15 protein-coding genes are annotated in these 21,529 nt (G+C 70.8%); 13 read left to right on the top strand and 2 right to left on the bottom strand.

Going from position 1 to position 21,529, the window contains the following annotated elements:
• Nucleotides 1-92 precede the first annotated feature (92 nt).
• The 6 genes from rpsP (at nt 93) to ACYU7H_RS01755 (ending at nt 4,201) form a co-directional block, all read left to right on the top strand.
• Nucleotides 93-353 (top strand): 30S ribosomal protein S16, encoded by a 261-nt coding sequence (rpsP, locus tag ACYU7H_RS01780; RefSeq protein WP_460811993.1) that lies wholly within the window; start codon nt 93-95, stop codon nt 351-353.
• A 34-nt stretch (nt 354-387) separates the two neighbouring features.
• Nucleotides 388-906 (top strand): ribosome maturation factor RimM, encoded by a 519-nt coding sequence (gene rimM / locus ACYU7H_RS01775; protein WP_460811991.1) that lies wholly within the window; start codon nt 388-390, stop codon nt 904-906.
• Between the two features lie 195 nt (nt 907-1,101).
• Nucleotides 1,102-1,884, top strand: a complete 783-nt coding sequence (gene trmD / locus ACYU7H_RS01770; RefSeq protein ID WP_460811990.1) for a tRNA (guanosine(37)-N1)-methyltransferase TrmD — start codon at nt 1,102-1,104, stop codon at nt 1,882-1,884.
• 159 nt (nt 1,885-2,043) lie between these two features.
• Complete coding sequence (gene rplS, locus ACYU7H_RS01765) at nt 2,044-2,460, top strand: 50S ribosomal protein L19 (RefSeq protein WP_460811988.1); 417 nt, start codon at nt 2,044-2,046, stop codon at nt 2,458-2,460.
• Nucleotides 2,461-2,667: 207 nt separating this feature from the next.
• On the top strand, nt 2,668-3,720 hold the full coding sequence (locus ACYU7H_RS01760) for an alpha/beta hydrolase family protein (protein WP_460811986.1): 1,053 nt from the start codon (nt 2,668-2,670) through the stop codon (nt 3,718-3,720).
• A gap of 79 nt (nt 3,721-3,799) precedes the next feature.
• On the top strand, nt 3,800-4,201 hold the full coding sequence (locus ACYU7H_RS01755; protein ID WP_460813027.1) for an RNA-binding S4 domain-containing protein: 402 nt from the start codon (nt 3,800-3,802) through the stop codon (nt 4,199-4,201).
• Nucleotides 4,202-4,400: 199 nt separating this feature from the next.
• Here the strand turns inward: ACYU7H_RS01755 and katG are convergent, their stop codons facing one another.
• Nucleotides 4,401-6,581: a catalase/peroxidase HPI gene (katG, locus tag ACYU7H_RS01750; protein WP_460811985.1), complete on the bottom strand. Its 2,181-nt coding sequence runs from the start codon at nt 6,579-6,581 to the stop codon at nt 4,401-4,403.
• Between the two features lie 464 nt (nt 6,582-7,045).
• Complete coding sequence (mutS, locus tag ACYU7H_RS01745; RefSeq protein WP_460811983.1) at nt 7,046-9,685, bottom strand: DNA mismatch repair protein MutS; 2,640 nt, start codon at nt 9,683-9,685, stop codon at nt 7,046-7,048.
• 357 nt (nt 9,686-10,042) lie between these two features.
• On the opposite strand from mutS, the gene ACYU7H_RS01740 reads away from it, so the two are divergent.
• The 7 genes from ACYU7H_RS01740 to alaS all read left to right on the top strand — a co-directional run bounded on the left by ACYU7H_RS01740 (nt 10,043) and on the right by alaS (nt 21,479).
• Complete coding sequence (locus ACYU7H_RS01740) at nt 10,043-11,434, top strand: S8 family peptidase (protein ID WP_460811982.1); 1,392 nt, start codon at nt 10,043-10,045, stop codon at nt 11,432-11,434.
• 307 nt (nt 11,435-11,741) lie between these two features.
• Entirely contained in the window at nt 11,742-14,387 is a 2,646-nt protein-coding gene (locus tag ACYU7H_RS01735) for a TonB-dependent receptor (RefSeq protein ID WP_460811980.1), read from the top strand.
• Between the two features lie 878 nt (nt 14,388-15,265).
• Nucleotides 15,266-15,763: a CinA family protein gene (locus ACYU7H_RS01730; protein ID WP_460811978.1), complete on the top strand. Its 498-nt coding sequence runs from the start codon at nt 15,266-15,268 to the stop codon at nt 15,761-15,763.
• A 248-nt stretch (nt 15,764-16,011) separates the two neighbouring features.
• Nucleotides 16,012-16,692 carry a transcriptional repressor LexA gene (lexA, locus tag ACYU7H_RS01725; protein ID WP_460811977.1) on the top strand — a complete coding sequence of 227 codons (681 nt, stop codon included), beginning with the start codon at nt 16,012-16,014 and terminating at the stop codon, nt 16,690-16,692.
• A gap of 184 nt (nt 16,693-16,876) precedes the next feature.
• On the top strand, nt 16,877-17,917 hold the full coding sequence (gene recA / locus ACYU7H_RS01720) for a recombinase RecA (protein WP_460811975.1): 1,041 nt from the start codon (nt 16,877-16,879) through the stop codon (nt 17,915-17,917).
• Nucleotides 17,918-18,063: 146 nt separating this feature from the next.
• Nucleotides 18,064-18,558 (top strand): regulatory protein RecX, encoded by a 495-nt coding sequence (locus ACYU7H_RS01715; RefSeq protein WP_460811974.1) that lies wholly within the window; start codon nt 18,064-18,066, stop codon nt 18,556-18,558.
• A gap of 272 nt (nt 18,559-18,830) precedes the next feature.
• Complete coding sequence (alaS, locus tag ACYU7H_RS01710) at nt 18,831-21,479, top strand: alanine--tRNA ligase (protein ID WP_460811972.1); 2,649 nt, start codon at nt 18,831-18,833, stop codon at nt 21,477-21,479.
• Nucleotides 21,480-21,529 lie beyond the last annotated feature (50 nt).

The raw sequence follows: 21,529 nt of genomic DNA, 5'->3' as shown, positions 1-21,529 counted from the left end.
GGCGTGCCAGCAAGGTTCCACGGCCCCGGCCGAGCCGCTATACTTGCCGGCTTACCCTGCCATCCTGGCAGCTGGGCAACACCGAAGAACCTATGGTCAAGATCCGCCTGACGCGTGGTGGCGCCAAGAAGCGCCCCTTCTACCACATCATCGTGACCGACAGCCGCAGCGCCCGCGACGGCCGCAACATCGAGCGCCTGGGCTACTACAACCCGGTCGCCTCCGGCCAGGACAAGCCGGTCGAGCTGAACATCGAGCGCGCCGAGTTCTGGATGGGCCAGGGCGCCCAGATGAGCGACAAGGTCCGCGCGCTGTACAAGCAGGCCAAGACCGCCGGCACCGACGCCGCCTGACGGCGCCGCGCGGGCCCCGGCCCGCGCCCCCGCGATGAACGACGCCACGCGCCCCCGAACCGTCCCGATGGGCCGGATCCTGGGCGCGTTCGGCGTGCGCGGTGAACTGAAGGTCGAGTCCTGGAGCGATCCGCCCGCGCGGATCCTCAAGTACCGGCCGTGGCTGCTGCGCGACGCGCGTGGCAACGTCACGGAACTCGAGGACGTGCGCGGCCGCGAGACGGCCAAGGGCGTGGTCGCGCGCCTGCCCGGCATCGAGGACCGCGACGCCGCCGAGGCGATGCGCGGCCAGGAGATCCTCGTTCCGCGCGACGTCCTGCCGCCCCCTGCGCCGGGCGAGTACTACTGGGTCGACCTGGAGGGCCTGCGCGTCCACACCGTCGAAGGGGTCCACCTGGGCACCGTCGCCCACCTGATGCCCACCGGCGCCAACGACGTGATGGTCGTGCGCGGCGACCGCGAGCGCGTCATTCCCTTCATCCAGCCGCAGTACGTCACCGCCGTCGACATGGACGCCGGCACGATCACGGTGGACTGGGACCCGGATTTCTGACGCATCCCTGCCGTCCCGAACACACCCTGCCGTCCCGACCACACGTCGTCCCGACCACACCCTGTCGTCCCGACCACGCCCTGTCGTCCCGAACGCAGTGAGGGACCTGCTTCCCCACGAGACGGCAAGCGACGAAGCAGGTCCCTCGCTATGCTCGGGACGACACTGGCCGGACCTGCCGGAGACTTGGCTCCCATGCGCATCGACCTCGTCAGCCTGTTCCCCGAGTTCGTCGAGCAGGTCGCCGGCCACGGCGTGGTCGGGCGGGCGGGGGAGCGCGGGCTGGTGTCGCTGCACGGCTGGAACCCCCGCGACTACGCCGAGGGCAACTACCGCCGCGTGGACGACCGCCCGTTCGGCGGCGGCCCGGGCATGGTCATGCTCATCGACCCCTTGCGCGCGTGCCTGGCCGCCGTGCGCGCGGCCGACCCGGCGCCCGCGAAGGTGGTCTACCTGACGCCGCAGGGCGAGCGCCTGACCCAGCGGAAGGTCCGCGAACTGGCGGGTCGCGAGCGCCTGGTGCTGCTCTGCGGTCGCTACGAGGGCATCGACGAGCGCCTCGTGGCGGCCGAGGTCGACGAGGAGCTGTCGATCGGCGACTACGTGCTGTCGGGCGGCGAACTGGCCGCCGCGGTGGTCATCGACGCGGTCGCCCGCCTGCAGGCGGGCGCCCTGAACGACGCCGAGTCGGCCGCCCAGGACAGCTTCGGCGCCTGCGACGACGACCTGCCGCTGCTCGATTGCCCCCACTACACCCGCCCGGTGGAACATGAACTCGGGCAGGTGCCGGACGTCCTGCTGTCCGGCAACCACGCCGAGATCGCCCGCTGGCGCCGCCAGCATGCCCTGGGGCGGACCTGGCTCCGGCGGCCGGACCTGCTCGACGAGGCCGGGCTCTCCAGGCAGGACCGGGCCCTGCTGGACGCGTTCAGGGCCCACTGGGCCGCCGCCCAGGACGAGCCCTCCGGCGACGCCTAAGCGCTGGACGCGCCGGGATTTTTCCCGTTAGAATGCGCGGCTTCGCGCGCGTCGCGAACTGCCGTACCAAGTGCCATGACGCGGGTCCACGTGCACTCGCGCAGACAACGACTCCAACAGGCGTGCGCCGCAACGACGGCGCCAGCAAAGGCAACCACCATGAACAAGCCCTCGATCCACACTCTGCTCCAGGAATTCGAATCCGCCCAGGTCCAGCGCGAACTGCCCGACTTCAGCCAGGGCGACACCGTCGTCGTGAACGTGAAGGTCAAGGAAGGCAACCGCGAGCGCCTGCAGGCCTACGAGGGCGTGGTGATCGGCATCAAGAACGCCGGCCTGAACTCCGCCTTCACCGTGCGCAAGATCTCGCACGGCTTCGGCGTCGAGCGCGTGTTCCAGTCCCACAGCGCCGCCATCGACTCGGTCGAGGTGAAGCGTCGCGGCAAGGTGCGCGCGGGCAAGCTGTACTACCTGCGTGGCCTGGAGGGCAAGAAGGCGCGCATCAAGGAGGACCTGGCTGCCCAGGCCAAGGCCAAGGCCGAAGCCAAGGCGCAGAAGGCCGCCGCCGCGGAGTGATCCGCGCGACGTCGCCGGATCCGGCGCACGTGCCCCGAACGGCCGCCCCAGGGCGGCCGTTCTCGTTTCCGCCCCCCCCCCCTGTCGTCCCGAGCGCAGCGAGGGACCTGCTCCTGTTTTTTCTCGGGCGGCAGATGGAACAAGCAGGTCCCTCGCGATGCTCGGGACGACAGGCACGCCCGGGTCTTCGGTGACAGAATCCGGCCCATGTCCCGCCGGCCCGCGATCGCAGCCCTGGTGGCGTGCCTGTGCGTGGCGCAGGCGGACGCCGCGGGTGTGTCCGCGAACGAGACCTTCGACCGGTATTCACCCCTGGCCGGTGCGCTCGAGCTGGCGCGCCGGACCCAGACGCCGACCACCGCCGATCGCCTGGAGCGCTACATCCAGGCCACCGGGACGCAGCTCGAGGCCGCGCCGGTCGACCTGCGGCAGGCCCGCTTCGACGTCTACGTGCCGCCCGCACCGCGTGCCGACGGCCGCTACGCACTCATGGTCTGGGTCTCGCCCTTCGACGAGGCGACCGGCCCGCGCGAGTTCCAGGGCGCGCTCGACGCGCACGGCATGATCCTGGTGTCGGCGCGCGACAGCGGCAACGACCAGAACCTGCTGGTGCGCCGGCTGCCGCTGGCGCTGCATGCCGCCCACAACCTCATGTTGCGCCACCCGGTGGACCCGGCCCGGGTCTACGCCGGCGGTTACTCGGGTGGTTCGCGGACCGCGTTCCGGCTGGCGATCGACTTCCCGGACGTGTTCCGCGGCGCGCTCCTCAACGCGGGCAGCGACGTGCTGGGCGGGGACGCCCTGAGCCCGCCGGCCACCGACCTGCTCGAACGGGTCCAGTCGCGCAGCCGGTTCGTCTACGTCACCGGGGTGCGCGACCTGCCGAACCGCGCGATGGACGCCGACAGCCAGGCGTCATTGCGCGCGCATTGCATCGAGTCGATCGAGCGGATGCAGATGTCCCGCGGCGAGCATCCGCGCATCGACCGGCGGCACTTCGCCCGCGCGCTCGACCGGCTCGACCCGGAGCGTGCCGGGCCGGTGGATGCGGACGCGCTTTCGGCGTGCCGCGAGCGACTCGCCCGCGAGGTGTCGAGCGAACTCGACGCGGTCGAAGCGGCGATGGACGCGGGCGACCTCGACGCCGCGGGCACCCGGCTGGCCGTCATCGACCAGCGCCGGGGCGGCCTGGCCGCGCCCCGCAGCATCGAACTGGCGCGGGAACTCGCCGGTCGCCGCGACGCGCGAACCGGTCCCTGAACCACCCGCCTGTCGCGCACTTCCAGCGCGCGCGGTCGGCGCTACGATGAAGGCGTTCGACGACCACGACTTCCGCCGCATGGACGACGCGACACCCGACACCATCCGCCTGGACGTCTGGCTCTGGGCCGCCCGGTTCTTCCGGACACGCGCGCTCGCGCGGGCGGCGGTGGAGGGCGGCAAGGTGCACGTGGCCGGGCAGCGCGCGAAGCCGTCGCGCGCGGTGCGTGCCGGTGATGCGCTGTCGATCGACCGCAATGGCGAACAGTTCGAGGTCGCCGTGCGCGGCGTGTCGGACGCGCGCGGCCCCGCGTCGGTCGCGCAGGCGCTGTACGAGGAATCACTCGATTCGAAACACGCGCGCGAAGCGGCCCGCGCCCAACGCGCGGCCGAGCGCGCCGGCTACACGCCACCCGAAGGGCGTCCCGACAAACGCGCCCGTCGCCTGATCCGCGCCCTCGGCGACATCGACGCCACCTGACATCGCCCCTCCCCCTGCTTGCAGGGGGAGGTTGGGAGGGGGTGCCCCGACTCGCGTCGGCAGGAGCACCCCGCCCCGACCCTCCCCTGCAGGCAGGGGAGGGGGGGTGCAACCACGATGATCCCCCGGAAAAAAAGAAGGCCCCGCCGGAGCGGGGCCAGGACGCGCGTGCGCGGCGCGCCACGAATCGCCTTCCCTGTCAGCGATGCAGATCGAAGCGGTCGGCCTCCATCACGTGCACCCAGGCCTTCACGAAGTCGTTGACGAAGTCCTTCTGGCCATCGTCGGCGGCATACACCTCCGCCAGCGCGCGCAGCTGCGAGTTCGACCCGAAGATCAGGTCGGCCACCGTCGCCGTCCACTTGCGCTTCTCCGTGGCGCGGTCCAGGCCCTCGAAGACGTGTTCGTTTTCCTCGGTCCTGCGCCACTTTGTGCACATGTCGAGCAGGTTGACGAAGAAGTCGTTCGTCAACGCGCCCGGGCGGTCGGTCAGCACGCCGTGCATGGTGTTGCCGAAGTTGGCCCCGATCGCGCGCATGCCGCCGATGAGCGCGGTCAGCTGCGGCGCGGTGAGCTGCAGCAGCGCGGCCCGGTCGACCAGCGCGTACGCGGTCTGCTCCTCGTCGCCCTTGCGCACGAAGTTGCGGAAGCCGTCGATCGCCGGCTCCAGCACCTCGAACGAGCTGGCGTCGGTCTGCTCGGCGGTGGCGTCGGTACGGCCGGGGGTGAACGGCACGGTGACGTCGTGGCCGCCCTTCCTGGCCGCGGCCTCGATGCCGGCGCTGCCGCCCAGCACGATCAGGTCGGCGAGCGAGATCTTCCTGCCGCCGGTGGCCTTGTCGTTGAAGTCCTTGCGCACCTTTTCCAGCACGCCCAGCACGCGCTGCAGTTCATTGGGCTCGTTGACCTCCCAGTCCTTCTGCGGCTCGAGCTGGATGCGCGCGCCGTTGGCGCCGCCGCGCAGGTCCGTGCCGCGGAAGGTCGAGGCCGAGGCCCAGGCGGTCTTGACCAGGTCCTGCACCGACAGGCCCGAGTCGAGCAGCGTCTTCTTCAGCGTGGCGATGTCGCCGTCGTCCACCAGCGGGTGGTCCACTTCGGGCACCGGGTCCTGCCAGATCAGGTCCTCTTCCGGCACCAGCTTGCCGAGGTACCGGCGCTTCGGCCCCATGTCGCGGTGGGTGAGCTTGAACCAGGCGCGCGCGAAGGCGTCGGCGAACTTGTCGGGGTTGGCGAGGTAGTCGCGCGAGATCTTTTCGTACACCGGGTCGAAGCGCATGCCCAGGTCCGCGGTGGTCATCATCGGCTGGTGCGCCTTGCCCTTGATGTGCGCGTCGGGAACGGTGTCCTTGCCCGCGTCGCCCTTGGGCTTCCACTGGTGCGCGCCGGCCGGGCTTTTGGTGAGCTCCCAGTCGTACTTGAACAGCGTCTCGAAGTAGGCCATGTCCCACTTGGTCGGCGTCGGGGTCCAGGCGCCCTCGATGCCGCTGGTGATGGTGTGCGGTCCGCAGCCGCTGTCGAGCTTGTTGGCCCAGCCGAAGCCGAGTTCCTCGATGTTGGAACCTTCGGGCTCAGGGCCGACGTTGTCGACCGGGCCGGCGCCATGGCACTTGCCGAAGGTGTGGCCACCGGCGGTCAACGCGACGGTCTCCTCGTCGTTCATCGCCATGCGCGCGAAGGTCTCGCGGATGTCGCGCGCGGACGCCTTCGGGTCCGGGTTGCCGTTCGGGCCCTCCGGATTGACGTAGATCAGGCCCATCTGCACCGCGCCGAGCGGATTGGCCAGTTCGCGCTCGCCGCTGTAGCGCTCGTCGCCCAGCCAGGTGGATTCCGGGCCCCAGTCGATCGGCTGCGGTTCCCATACGTCCTCGCGCCCGCCGCCGAAGCCGAAGGTCTTGAAGCCCATGGATTCCAGCGAGACGTTGCCGGCGAGGATGAAGAGGTCCGCCCAGGACAGCTTGCGCCCGTACTTCTTCTTGATCGGCCACAGCAGTCGCCGCGCCTTGTCCAGGTTGCCATTGTCCGGCCAGCTGTTGAGCGGGGCGAAGCGCTGTTCGCCCGAGCGGGCGCCGCCGCGGCCGTCGAAGATGCGGTAGGTGCCCGCGGCATGCCACGCCATGCGGATGAAGAAGGGGCCGTAGTGGCCGTAGTCGGCCGGCCACCAGGACTGCGAGTCGGTCATCAGGTCGTGCAGGTCGGAGATCACCGCGTCCAGGTCGAGCGACTCGAATTCCTTGGCGTAGTCGAAGTCCTCGACCATCGGGTCGGAGAGTTCGGAATGCTGGTGGAGGATCGACAGGTCGAGTGCCTCCGGCCACCAGTCGCTGTTCCGGCGGGCGCGTCGCGGGGTCTTGGCGACGGGGCACTGGGATTCGTCGTTCATGGGCTTGCTCCTGGCGGATGGCGGGCTGCGGTGGCTGGACGGCAGGGGACCCATTGACACTACGCCGCTTCAAGGCATCAATGAAATCGCATGTAACGAATGATTCGATAGCCTCCCCCGATCAAAACCGTGGGTTTCATCCAAGCCGCCACGCTGTAGGAGCGCGCCTACGCGCGCGATGGCCCCGCAAGCCGCGACAGGTGGATTCCGGCTTTCGCCGGAATGACGGCGCGGGGGCCGAAGGTGCGCGGCGCAAGCCATCGCGCCTGTAGAGGCGGTCCTGCAGGGGGAAGGCGGGGCCGCTGTTGTAGGAGCGCACCTTGGGGCGCGACCCCGCGGAAGGCAGGCCACCCGGCGCGGGGAGAGCGGTCGCGGTGCAAGCCCCGCTCCTACAGGGGCGTCGGTACGCCCTGTAGGCGCGCGCCTACGCGCGCGATGGATCCGGAGACCGCGGAAAAGCGCCGTCAGCCCAGGGACTTGAGGCGGTACAGGGCCTCGAGCGCCTGCTTCGGCGTCAGGTCGTCGGGGTCGAGCTCGGCCAGCGCCGACAGCGCCGCGGCCTGCGGCGCGAACAGCCCGATCTGCTGCGGTGCATCCAGCGCCTCGCGGTCCATCGACGGCCGCGGCGCATCCCGCCCGGCCTGCTCCAGCTCGGCCAGCCGACCGCGTGCCTGCCGCACCACCGCCGGCGGCAACCCGGCCAGGGCCGCGACCTGAAGCCCGAAGCTCCGGTCCGCCGGGCCGTCCTTGACCGCGTGCATGAAGACCAGCCGCTCGGAGCCGTCCGGGCCGCGGTGCTCCACCGCGTCCAGGTGCACGTTGGCAATGCCGCTGCCCGGCGTCGCCAAGGCGGTCAACTCGAAGTAGTGCGTGGCGAACAGGGTGTAGCTGCGGTTGGTCGCGGCCAGGTGCCGCGCGCAGGCCTCGGCCAGCGCCAGTCCGTCGTAGGTCGACGTGCCGCGCCCGATCTCGTCCATCAGCACAAGCGACCGGTCCGTCGCGTGGTGGAGGATGTAGCTGGTCTCGCTCATCTCGACCATGAAGGTCGACTGCCCGCGCGCCAGGTCGTCGCCGGCGCCGATGCGCGTCAGGATGCGGTCGATCGGCCCCAGCACCGCGCGTGCCGCCGGCACGAAGCTGCCGATGTGCGCCAGCAGCACGATCAGCGCGTTCTGCCGCATGTACGTGCTCTTGCCGCCCATGTTCGGGCCGGTGATCACCAGCATCCGGCGCGGGCCGACCGCCTCGCCGCCGTCGCGTTCGACCGGCTCGTCGCCCAGCACCAGGTCGTTGGGTTCGAACGGCGCGTCGCGCACGGCCTCGACGACGGGATGCCGGCCCCGCTCGATGTGCAGCCCGGGCGAATCGGACAGCTCGGGCCGCGCCCAGTCCAGCAGCGCCGCGCGTTCGGCGAAGCACGCCAGCACGTCCAGTTCGCTCAGCGCCGCGGCGCAGCGCTTGAGCGGTTCGAGGTCCGCGGCCAGCGTCTCGACCAGTGCCTCGTACAGGGCCTTCTCGCGGGCCAGCGAGCGCTCCCGCGCGCCCAGCACCTTGTCCTCGAACGCCTTGAGTTCCTCGGTGATGTAGCGCTCGGCGTTGGCCAGCGTCTGCCGCCGGGTGTAGTGCGTCGGCACCTTGCCGGCGTGCGCCTTGCCGACCTCGAGGTAATAGCCATGCACGCGGTTGTAGCCGACCTTCAGCGTGCCGATGCCGCTGGCCTCGCGTTCGCGCTGCTCGAGTTCCACCAGCACGTTGTCGGCACTGGTGGAGAGCGCGCGCAGTTCGTCGAGTTCGGCGTCGTAGCCCTCCGCGAGCATGCCGCCGTCGCGCGAGAGCACCGGCGGCTGTTCGACCAGCGCGCGACGGAGCAGGGCGGCGGTGTCGTCGTGCGCGCCGAGTTCCGCCGAGAGCGTGGCCAGGCGCGGCGCGTCGAGCGGCTCGAGCAGCGTGCGCACGTCCGGCAGCAGGGACAGGCCGTCCCGCAGGGTGGACAGGTCGCGCGGCCGCGCGCTGCGCAGCGCCACGCGCGACAGGATGCGTTCCAGGTCGCCGAGCGCGCGGAACGTCTCGCGCAATGCATCGCCCGCCCCGGATTCCACGAGCGTGGCCACGGCCTGGTGCCGCAGGCGCAGGACGCCGTGGTCGCGCAGCGGCCGATGCAGCCAGCGCCGCAGCAGGCGCCCGCCCATCGGGGTGACCGTGGAATCCAGGACGCCCAGCAGCGTGTGCCGGACCTCACCGTCCACGCGCGAATCCAGTTCCAGGTGCCGGCGGGTGGCGGCGTTCATGGCGATCGCCCCATCGCCCGACTCGACCGCGATCGCGGTCAGGTGCGGGAGCCGCTGCTTCTGCGTTTCCTCGACGTAGCCGAGCAGCGCGCCCGCCGCCGCGGTCGCCAGCGGCTGGTCCTCGATGCCGAAGCCGGCGAGGTCGTGCACGCCGAAGAACGCAAGCAACTGCCGCCGCCCGGCCTCCGCATCGAACAGCCAGGGTGCGCGCCGGCGCAGGCCGCCGCGGGTCGACACGGCGACCGGCCAGCCCTCCTCGTCGGGCACCAGCACCTCGGCCGGCTCGAGCCGCGCGAGTTCCGCCTCCAGCGCGTCCTCGCCCGCGACCTCGTTGGCCAGGAACCGCCCGCCGGCCAGGTCCGCCCAGGCCAGGCCGTAGCGCCAGCCCTTCGTCGCCGAGCCGCCGCGCGCCACCGCCAGCAGCAGCGTGTCGCGCCGCTCGTCCAGCAATGCCTCGTCGGTCACCGTGCCCGGGGTGACGATGCGCACCACCTTGCGTTCGACCAGGCCCTTGGACTGCGCCGGGTCGCCGATCTGTTCGCAGATCGCCACCGACTCGCCCAGCGCCACCAGCCGCGCCAGGTAGCCCTCGTACGCATGCACCGGCACGCCGGCCATCGGGATCGCCTGGCCCGCGGACTGCCCGCGCTGGGTCAGGGTGATGTCGAGCAGCCTGGCCGCGCGCCGCGCGTCGTCGTGGAACAGTTCGTAGAAGTCGCCCATCCGGAAGAACAGCAGGATGTCCGGGTGCGCCGCCTTCGCGGCGAAGAACTGGCGCATCAGGGGCGTGTGCTGGGCGTGGTCGTCTGGGCTCATCGTGGGGCGGAAGTGTAGGGGACGACGCGGTCCGGGCCGCGGAACGCCTTGCCGCCCTGCAACATCGTGCGTGACGGGTGTCTCGTTTGCCGCGCCGGTCCCCGGGGCCCGGGGTGGACGTGTGGACGCGTCGGATTCCCCTTGTTTTTCCGTGCCTAACGGTCATCCGCAGGCCCGGGCGCGGGGGATCCGTTAAACCGTTAAGACTGCTTTCCTTGCCCCCCGCCGGATTTCCTGCCTACGGTCGGGACGGGGCGGGGGAGAGACCGCGACCACGTTGGAGGACGCGCCCGGCACGTGCCGGGCCGCGGGCGTCTTGACGTTCAATTTTTCCATTTTCGTTGAGGGGAGTACCTGATGTCGAAGTCGAACACCCTGCGTCCGGGCATGCTGGCCGCCGCCGTCGCGGTCGCGTTGACCGCCGGATTCTCCGGCACCGTCGCCGCCGCCGGACGCGCCGACATCGCCGGCCTGCATGCCGCCGACCAGGCCAGCTTTGACCAGTTCATCGTGAAGTACCGCGACGGGACCACCGCTGCGCAGCAGCGCGGCAACCTGGCCGGCGCGGCGAACGCGAGCGGGAAGGCCGTGGGCCTGGAACGCCTGCGCACGCTGTCGGTGGGTGGCGTGGTCGTGCGCGCCAACCGCGGCCTGGATCGCGTGGAAGCCGAATCCGTGATGCGCCAGATCGCGGCCGACCCGAACGTCGTGTACGTCGAGGTCGACCAGATCATGAAGCCGCTGATGACGCCAAACGACACGCACTACGCCACCTACCTGTGGGGCATGCAGTCCGGTCCCGGCGGCATCCGCGCCGACCAGGCCTGGAACATGGCAGACGGCAGCGCCATCGTCGTCGCCGTGCTCGACACCGGCTACACCGACCACAGCGACCTGGTCGGGAACATCCTCCCCGGCTACGACTTCATCAGCAGCAGCCGGGTGGCGGGCGACGGCGATGGCCGCGACGCGGACGCGCACGATCCGGGCGACTACTACCGCAACTACAGCTCCAGCTGGCACGGCTCCCACGTGGCCGGCACCGTCGCGGCGGTGGGCAACAACAACCTCGGCGTGATCGGCGGCGCGTACGGCGCCAAGGTCGTCCCGGTGCGCGTGCTGGGACGTGGCGGCGGCTACACCTCCGACATCGTGGACGGCATGACCTGGGCCTCGGGTGGCAGCGTGTCCGGCGTGCCGGCCAATGCCAACCCCGCCGAGGTCATCAACATGTCGCTTGGCGGCAGCGGGTCGTGCTCGAGCACCTACCAGAACGCGATCAATGCCACGGTCGCGCGTGGCACGACCGTCGTGGTGGCCGCGGGCAACGACAATGCGGACGCCGCGGGCTTCACGCCGGCCAGCTGCAACAACGTGATCAACGTGGCCGCCACCAACAAGAGCGGCACGCGGGCCAGCTACTCGAACTACGGCAGCAAGATCGACGTGGCCGCACCGGGCGGCGACAGCCCGGACTGCACCACGCTGATCGTGTCCACCGGCAACTCCGGCACGAAGGATCCGTCCACGGAGAACTACATGTGCATGGCCGGCACCTCGATGGCGGCCCCGCACGTGGCCGCGACCGTGGCGCTGATGCAGTCCGTCGCCACCACGCCGCTCACCCCGGCGCAGGTGGAGTCGATCCTCAAGAGCACCCTGCGGGCCTTCCCCGGCAGCAACGACCAGCCGATCGGCAACGGCATCATCGACGCCGCCGCGGCGGTGTCGGCGGCCGCCGCCTACTGATCCGCGCATAACGGCGTCACTCGGGAACCCCGGCTCCGGCCGGGGTTCTTTTTTTCCCGGCGCTTGTGCCGCGACATCCCGGGGCGCATCCATGCCATCCGGCACCGTTCCCACCCGTATGGCCCTGTGCTAGCGTTCGCCCGGGCCGTCCGCCCGCGCGATCCATGCCGTGTTCCCCCCACCACGGCATGTCGCGGGACCCGCGGGCACCCACGCACCAGGGGAGTGGTGCGGACCTGACCAGATCCGGCTCGCCGCGCAGGAGCGCGCGGGCCGCCAGCCGAATCCAATAGAAAAGGGGGAGTCCATGTCGTCGCACGCCAAACCCGGTCGCAACCTGCTCACTTCGGCCGTGCTCGTGGCGCTGGCCACCTGCGTGGCGCTGCCCGCCATCGCCCAGGACGCGTCCCCGGCGACGGAGGAGGAGGACGAGGCGACGACCCTGTCCACCATCGTGGTCACCGCGCAGAAGCGCGAGGAAGCGCTGCAGGACGTGCCGATCTCGGTCACGGCGCTCGACTTCCAGATCCTCCAGGACCAGGGCGTCAAGGACATCAAGGACCTGCAGGTCGTGGTCCCGGGCCTGACGGTCACCAGCACCCAGAGCGAGGCGGTCACCACCGCGCGCATCCGCGGCATCGGCACCGTCGGCGACAACGCCGGCCTGGAGTCGTCGGTCGGCGTGGTGATCGACGGCGTGTACCGCCCGCGCAACTCGGTCGGCTTCGGCGACCTGGGCGAGCTCGAGCGCATCGAGGTGCTCAAGGGCCCGCAGGGCACCGTGTTCGGCAAGAACACCTCCGCGGGCGTGATCAACGTGGTGACCCGCCGGCCGAGCTACACCCAGCGCGCCGAGGCCGAGGTCACCGTCGGCAACTACAACGCGCTGGGCGTGTCCGCCTCCTACAACGACGCGATCGCCGACAACGGCGCCTTCCGCATCTACGCGGCCAAGCGCAAGCGCGACGGCTGGATGGACGTGGTGACCGGCCAGGGGCCGCGCACCGAGGACAAGGACTACGACCAGGACTACCACCTGTTCCGCGGCCAGCTGCTGGTCGAACCGACCGAGGACGTGGACGTGCTGGTCATCGGCGACTACACCAGCCGCGAGGAGAACTGCTGCACCGGCGTGCAGCTGGTGACCGGCGCCACCGGCCCGCTGCTGAACCTGCTGGGCGGCGGCAACGCGATCGCCATCCCGGCCGATCCGTTCGCGCGGGTGGCCTACAGCAACCGCAGCACCGCGCAGGACATCAAGGACAAGGGCCTGTCGGCGCAGGTCGACTGGGACACGGGGCTGTTCGGGGATGCCACGCTCACCTCGATCACCGCCGCGCGCGAGTGGCAGTCGATCAACGGCCTGGACTTCGACTTCACCACCGCCGACATCCTGTACCGCAACCCGGAGCGCGACGACGCGTTCACGGGCTTCGACACCTTCAGCCAGGAACTGCGCCTGACCGGCGGCAGCGACGCCTTCGACTGGATGGTCGGCATGTTCTACGCCGACGAGGACCTGGACCGGAACGAGTCCTACCGACTGGGCGCGGCCTACGAGCCGTACGTGTCCACGCTGGTGGGGCAGCAGGTGCTCGGCGGGCTCGCCGCGCAGCTCGCGCCCTTCGCGCCGCTGGGCATCACGGTGGACCAGAGCAACCCGCAGCTGTTCTTCTCGCAGCTGACCGGCCGGCCGTTCGGCACGAACTTCTCCGGCCTGGGCGCGCGTGACCGCCACCGCCAGAACGCGAAGAGCCTGGCGTTCTTCACCAACAACACCTGGCACGCGACCGACGCGTTCGACCTGACCCTCGGCCTGCGCTACACGCGCGAGGACAAGGAACTGCGGTCGGTCCACACCAACCCGAACGGCAGCATCGGCTGCGGCTCGGTGCTGGCCAATCCCGCCGCGGCCGTGGGCGGCGCGCTGGCGCAGCGCATCACCGGCTTCGCGGCGCTGCCGCCGGAGACGCAGGCCGCGCTGATCGCCGCCGTCGCGCCGCAGGTGGCCGGCTTCATGTGCCTGCCGTGGGCGAACGCGCTGCACAACGGCCGCATCAACGAGCAGGAACGCGACGAGAGCGAGTGGTCCGGCACCCTGAAGGGCGCGTACCGCTTCAACGACACGGTGATGGGCTGGGCCTCGGCCGCGCGCGGCTACAAGGCCGGCGGCTTCAACCTCGACCGCGTGCAGTCGTCCAACGGCCTGTCCAGCGGCGGCCCGGGCATCATCCCGGTCAACGACACCTCGTTCCCGGCGGAGTTCGTCAACAGCTTCGAGCTGGGCGTCAAGACGACCTGGGCCGACGGCAACCTGCTTTGGAACGCCACCGCCTTCCACCAGACCTACGACGACTTCCAGCTCAACAGCTTCCTGGGCACCAGCTTCGTGGTCCGCGCGATCCCGGAAGTCGTGTCCAAGGGCATCGACATGGAGGTCCTGTGGAACCCGGCCGCCGTGCGCGGGCTCTCGCTCCAGGGCGGCCTGATGTACGCCGACACCCGCTACGCGGACGAGATCCCGGGTGCCGACTTCCAGGCCCCGAACGGCCAGCTGTACAAGCTGCCGGGCAGCCGCGTCAGCTTCGCGCCGCGACTGTCGGCCTCGATGTCGGCGACCTACGAGTGGGACGTTGGCTCGAACCTGATGGGCCGCTTCAACATCGGCGGCAAGTGGATGTCCGACTACAACACCGGTTCGGACCTGGACGTCGAGAAGGAACAGGACGCCTACGGCATCGTCAACGCGCGCTTCGGCTTCGGCCGCCGCGACAACCGCTGGATGGTGGAGGTGTGGGGCCTGAACATCTTCGACGAGGACTACGTGCAGGTCGGCTTCGACGGCCCGCTGCAGGCGGTCGGCTCGCCGCAGCCGAACGACCCGCGCAACACCTACAACGCGTTCCTCGGCGCCCCGGCCACCTACGGCGTGACCCTGCGCGTCGCGTACTGAGTCCCGACCTGCGCTGTACGAACGGCCCGCTCCGGCGGGCCGTTTTTTTTTCGCGCGCACCTGGGTCGGGCGGGCATCCGGTGCGCGGCATCCCCCATGCCGTCATCCCCGCGCACCCGGGGATCCATCGTCTCCGCTGCCCGTGCGGCATGGATTCCCGCTTTCGCGGGAATGACGGGGTTCCTGTTCGTCATCCCCGCGCACGCAGGGATCCATCGTCTGCGCTGCCCGCGCGGCATGGATTCCCGCTTTCGCGGGAATGACGGTGTCCCTGTTCGTCTGCCCGCGCACGCGGGGATCCATGGTCTCCGCTGCCCGTGCGGCATGGATTCCCGCTTTCGCGGGAATGACGGGGTCCCTGTTCGTCATCCCCGCGCACGCGGGGATCCATCGTCTGCGCTGCCCGCGCGGCATGGATTCCCGCTTTCGCGGGAATGACGGGGTTCCTGTTCGTCGTCCCCGCGCACGCAGGGATCCATCGTCTGCGCTGCCCGTGCGGCATGGATTCCCGCTTTTCGCGGGAATGACGGGGTCCCTGTTCGTCATCCCCGCGCACGCGAGGATCCATGGTCTCCACTGCCCGCGCGGCATGGATTCCCGCTTTCGCGGGAATGACGGGGTCCCTGTTCGTCATCCCCGCGCACGCGAGGATCCATGGCCTCCGCTGCCCGTGCGGCATGGATTCCCGCTTTCGCGGGAATGACGGTGTTCCTGCTCGTCATCCCCGCGAAGGCGGGGATCCATTTCCGGGCGCCCAAGCCGCCCCGGGGCGTCGCCCGCGGTGAAGGCGCGCATGGTCGCAACCGGGGCGTGCGGGCGGGGCGACATCGCGACACGGATCGGCTAAAACGCACGGCATCCCGCGCGGTTCCGCTCCCATGCCCCACCCTTCCGACGCCGAACTCCACGCCCTCGCCGAATCCATCGGCGCGCGCCTGCGCGACCACCACCACATGCTGGTGACCGCCGAGAGCTGCACGGGCGGCTGGATCGCCAAGACGGTGACCGACATCGCCGGCAGCTCCGGATGGTTCGACTGCGGCATGGCGGCCTACAGCTACGAGGCCAAGCAGGCGCTGCTGGGCGTGAACCCTCACACGCTCGCCGAGCACGGCGCGGTCAGCCAGGAGACCGCGATCGAGATGGTGTCCGGCGCGCTCGTGCACTCGGGCGCCAGCGTCGCGGTGGCCGTCACCGGCATCGCGGGCCCCGGGGGTGGCACGGACGACAAGCCCGTCGGCACCGTGTGGATCGCCTGGAAACGTCGCGGCGGCTATCCCCGCGCCGAGGTCTTCCACTTCGACGGCGACCGCGACGCCATCCGCCGCCAGACCGTCGCCGCCGCCCTCCAGGGCCTCGTCCCCATCACCGACTGAGCGTCGCCGCGATCACCGCGCCCGCGACGCGCCGGCGCCATGCGTGCGTGAGGCCTCCGCTCCTCCAAACCGCCGCGATTCCGGTGCCCCTGTAGGAGCGCACCTCGGGGCGCGACCCCGCGCAACCCCAAATCCCCAGCAATCGCCGCACCCCTGCGCCGCCGAAGGCGGCATCCGCGCCACACGCGCCACGCGTGCCCGCGTCCGGCCCTTGCGGGACCCGTTTGTTAGTAGTAATACTACCCACCATGGACCTGACCGACACCCAGCGCACGCTGCTCGGCCTCATCGCCGAGGGCATCGCGCGCGACGGCATGCCGCCGTCGCAGACCGAACTCGCACGGGCGATGGGTTTCGCCGGGGTGCGCGCGGTGCAGTACCACCTCGAGGCGCTCGAACAGGCTGGCGCGATCCGCCGGATCCCGGGCAAGGCGCGCGGCCTGAAGCTGCTCCTGCCGCCCGAGGCGCTGCACGGCGAGGGCGACCTGTTCGCCGCCGAGGCCACGGCCCCCGCGCAGCCGCCGGCCGCGAACGAGGACGCGCTGCGCCTGCCGGTGCTCGGCCGCGTCGCCGCGGGCCTGCCGATCGGCGCGGCGGTCGACCCGATGGCCGACGACTTCGTCCTGCTCGACCGGGTGTTCTTCTCGCCGGCGCCCGACTACCTGCTCAAGGTCAACGGCGACTCGATGCGCGACGAGGGCATCTTCGACGGCGACCTGATCGGCGTGCACCGCACGTCCGACGCGCGCTCCGGGCAGATCGTGGTGGCGCGCATCGAGGACGAGGTCACCGTCAAGCTGCTCAAGATGGCGCAGGGCCGCATCCGCCTGCTGCCGCGCAACCCCGACTACGCGCCGATCGAGGTGCAGCCCGACCAGGACTTCGCCATCGAGGGCCTGTACTGCGGCCTGGTGAGGCCCAACCGGTGAGGGTGGGGGCGATGCGCGCGCGCGGTGTTTCCCGACGCGGGGGCAGGGCGCCTGCCGCTGCCCTCAGCACGCGGGCCGGCGCAATCTCGATCCCCGCCGCACCCGTCTCAGCCCGTGCGATGCGCCGCCGCTAGCCTTTCGACCAGCACACAAGATTCCCTTCCAAGACTCCGAGGACACCGCCATGGACGAGAACAAGAAGCGCGCCCTTTCCGCCGCCCTGGGCCAGATCGAGAAGCAGTTCGGCAAGGGCTCGGTCATGCGCATGGGCGACCGCACCGTCGAGGCGGCCGAGGTCATCGGCACCGGCTCGCTGATGCTCGACGCGGCGCTCGGCATCGGCGGCCTGCCCAAGGGCCGCGTGGTCGAGATCTACGGGCCGGAGTCCTCGGGCAAGACCACGCTCACCCTGCAGACCATCGCCCAGTGCCAGAAGGCCGGCGGCACCGCGGCCTTCATCGACGCCGAGCACGCGCTCGACCCGATCTACGCGCAGAAGCTGGGCGTCAACATCGACGACCTGCTGCTCAGCCAGCCGGACACCGGCGAGCAGGCGCTCGAGATCGCCGACATGCTGGTGCGTTCGAATGCGGTCGACATGGTGGTGATCGACTCGGTCGCCGCGCTCACCCCGCGCGCCGAGATCGAGGGCGAGATGGGCGACCAGCTGCCGGGCCTCCAGGCGCGCCTGATGAGCCAGGCCCTGCGCAAGCTCACCGGCAACATCAAGCGCAGCAACTGCATGGTGATCTTCATCAACCAGCTGCGCATGAAGATCGGGATCATGATGCCGGGCCAGAGCCCGGAGACGACCACCGGCGGCAACGCGCTGAAGTTCTACGCCTCGGTGCGCCTGGACATCCGCCGCATCGGCTCGGTCAAGAAGGGCGACGAGATCATCGGCAACCAGACCCGCATCAAGGTCGTCAAGAACAAGATGGCGCCGCCGTTCAAGCAGGTCGTCACCGAGATCCTGTACGGCGAGGGCATCTCCCGCGAGGGCGAGCTGATCGACCTGGGCGTGGACGCCAAGGTCGTGGAGAAGTCCGGCGCCTGGTACAGCGCGTTCGACGAGCGCCTGGGGCAGGGCAAGGAGAACGCCCGCCAGTTCCTCAAGGAGAACCCGGACGTGGCGCAGAAGATCGAGGGCATCCTGCGCGAGAAGCTCGTGCCGCAGGGTGCCGCCTCCGAAGAGGACGGCGACGACGCCTCCGACGAGGATTGATGCGCCGCGGGCACGTACCTGGGACCGGCATCGCCGGCGGCGGCGGATCCTCGTCAGGCCGCCGCCGGCGAGCGCCGTTTGGTGCGCGCGCCGCGGAGGACGCATCGACGCAACACCAGGCCGCGAACGAACGCGACACCGGCGCCATGGCGGAAGGCGAGGGCGCCGAGGCGACGCGACCCCGCAAGCGCCGCGAACAGACGCCAGTCCAACGCGCAATCGGCCTGCTCAGCCGCCGCGAGCATTCGCGGCGCGAACTCACCGCCAAGCTCGAGGCGCGCGGCATCGAACCTGATGCCGCCCGCGAAGCCGTCGAACGCGTCAGCGACGCCGGCTGGCAGGACGAGGCCCGCTTCGCCGAAAGCCTGATGCGCAGCCGTGCCGGCGCCGGCCACGGCCCCGTTCGGGTCCGGGCCGAACTGGCGATGCACGGCCTCGACGATGCGCTGGTCTCGAGCACGCTCGCCAACCACGATGGCGACTGGACCGAGGCGGCCCGCGACCTGGTCGCCCGCCGCTTCGGCACCCTCGACCCCCGCGACCACGCCCGCCGCCGCAAGGCCGCCGACTTCCTCTACCGGCGCGGCTTCGAAGGCGACCAGGTCCGCGCCGCCCTTTCCGGCGACCCGGACGACGACTGATTGCCAGACCCCTGTAGGAGCGCGCCTACGCGCGCGATCTTCGCGATGATGACGCTACTGCCCGACGCCCTTCGGCGCCATGGGGTCACGGCATCGCGCCTGTTGAGGCGCTCCTACGGAGGGGCTGGCTGTGGACCGCCTCGCCGTCGGCCACCCGTGCCCCGGCACCCCACCGCTGATACCCTTTGCGATCCCGGCGAACCCGCCACGCCGCCGCCCTCCAGGGCCGGTGGCCACCCGCTGTCCGCCCACGATCCGCTCCCGAAGACCCCATGGCCACCCAGTCCGTCCCCAGCAGCAACCAGATCCGCCGCGACTTCCTCGGCTTCTTCCAGGCCCGCGGCCACGCCGCCGTGCCGTCCAGCCCGCTGGTCCCCGGCAACGACCCGACGCTGCTGTTCACCAACGCCGGCATGGTGCAGTTCAAGGACGTGTTCCTGGGCGCGGAGAAGCGCAGCTACACCCGCGCGACCTCCAGCCAGCGTTGCGTGCGCGCCGGCGGCAAGCACAACGACCTCGACCAGGTCGGTTACACCGCGCGACACCACACCTTCTTCGAGATGCTGGGCAACTTCAGCTTCGGCGACTACTTCAAGAAGGACGCGATCCTCTGGGCCTGGCAGTTGCTGACGGAAACCTGGGGCCTGCCGCCCGAGCGCCTGCTCGCGACCGTCTACCACACGGACGACGAAGCCTTCGCTCTCTGGCGCGACGAGGTCGGCCTGCCGGAGGACCGCATCATCCGCATCGGCGACAACAAGGGTGCGCCGTTCGCCAGCGACAACTTCTGGCAGATGGCCGACACCGGTCCGTGCGGCCCCTGCAGCGAAATCTTCTACGACCACGGCCCGTCGTATGAAGGGGGCCCCCCGGGTTCGCCCGACGAGGACGGCGACCGCTTCATCGAGATCTGGAACCTGGTCTTCATGCAGTTCGACCGCCAGCCCGACGGCAGCCTGCAGCCGCTGCCCGCGCCGTGCGTCGACACCGGCATGGGCCTGGAGCGCCTGGCCGCCGTGCTGCAGCACGTGCACAGCAACTACGAGACCGACCAGTTCCAGCACCTGATCAAGGCCGCCGCGGCGCTCACGTCGACCGGCGACCTCGAGAACAAGTCGCTGCGCGTCATCGCCGACCACATCCGCGCCTGCGCGTTCCTGATCGTCGATGGCGTGCTGCCGTCCAACGAGGGCCGCGGCTACGTGCTGCGCCGGATCATCCGCCGCGCGCTGCGCCATGGCTGGATGCTCGGCGTGCGCGGCGAGTTCTTCTGGAAGATGGCCGCGCCGCTCGTCGAGATCATGGGCGAGGCGTATCCGGAGCTCGCGGCGAAGCGCGAGTTCGTCGAACAGGCGCTGCGTGCCGAGGAGCAGCGCTTCGGCGAGACGCTGGAGCAGGGCATGCGGATCTTCGACGAGGTCGCCGCGCGCAGCGAAGGCACCATCCCGGGCGAGGACGCCTTCCGCCTGTACGACACCTACGGCTTCCCGGTCGACCTGACCGCCGACATCGCGCGCGAGCGCGGCCTGTCCGTCGACGAGGCCGGATTCGAGGCCGCGATGCAGCAGCAGCGCGAGCGCGCCCGGGCCGCCGGCAAGTTCGCCGGGGCGACCGCGCTGCCCGCGGACCTCATCGCCCGCCTGCAGCCCACCGAGTTCCTCGGCTACGAGCACGACGAGGCCGGTGGGCTGGAAATCGTCGCGCTGCTGCGCGACGGCCGGCCGGTCGACGAAGCCCGCGACGGGGAGGACGTCGTCGTCATCCTCGACCGCACGCCGTTCTACGCCGAGTCCGGCGGCCAGGTCGGCGACGCCGGCCAGCTCGCCGAGCAGGGCGTGCTGTTCGAGGTCGAGGACACCGTCAAGCTCGCCGGCCAGTTCCACGGCCACGTGGGCACGGTCAAGGCCGGCACGCTGCGCACCGGCGACCACGTCGTCGGCGTGATCGATGGGCCGCGCCGCGCGGCCACCGTGCTCAACCATTCGGCGACCCACCTGCTGCACGCCGCGCTGCGCCAGGTGCTCGGCGACCACGTGCAGCAGAAGGGCTCGCTGGTCGCGCCCGACCGCCTGCGCTTCGACTTCTCGCACTTCCAGCCGATGACCGCCGACGAGGTCGCCGAGGTCGAGCGCCGCGTCAACGCGGAGATCCGCTCCAACCACGAAGCCGAAGTGCACCACATGGGCATGCAGGAGGCGCTCGACTTCGGCGCGCTGGCCCTGTTCGGCGAGAAGTACGGCGAGCGCGTGCGCGTGCTGCGGATGGGCGAAGGTTCAACGGAGCTGTGCGGCGGCACCCACGTCGGCCGCACCGGCGACATCGGGCTGTTCAAGATCGTGTCCGAAGGCGGCGTGTCCGCCGGCGTGCGCCGCATCGAGGCGGTGAGCGGACAGGGCGCGCTCGACCACGTCGCGCGCGAGGAAGCCGCGCTGGCCGAAGCCGCGTCGCTGCTCGGCGGCAGTGCCGCGGAAGTCTCGGAAAAGCTGCGCATGCTGCTCGACCAGCAGAAGAAGCTGCAGAAGGAACTCGCCTCGCTCAAGGCCAAGGCGGCCTCAGGCGCGACGTCGGACCTGGCCGCGTCGGCACGTGACGTCGACGGCATCAAGGTCGTGGCGCACCGGCTCGAGGGGTTCGACGCCAAGGCGCTTCGCGAGGCGGTGGACCGCTTGCGCCAGCAGCTGGGCGACTCCGTGGTACTGCTGGCCGGTGTCAGCGACGGCAAGGCCGCGCTGGTGGCCGGCGTCGGCGGTGCCGCGCAGCAGCGGGTCAAGGCGGGCGAACTGATGTCGCACGTCGCCCAGCGCATCGGTGGCAAGGGCGGCGGACGGCCCGACATGGCGCAGGGTGGCGGGCCCGACGGCCCGGACCTCGCGCGCGCGCTCGAGGACGTGCCGGACTGGGTGGCCGGCCGGGCAGCCTGACAGGACACGCGCCTGGCCCCGGCCGGCGCGCCAGGCTGTGACCCGCCGCG

The sequence above is a fragment of the Luteimonas pelagia genome (assembly GCF_054776035.1).
Note: the sequence above shows the minus strand (reverse complement) of the source record. Positions and strands in the feature narration are given on the sequence as shown.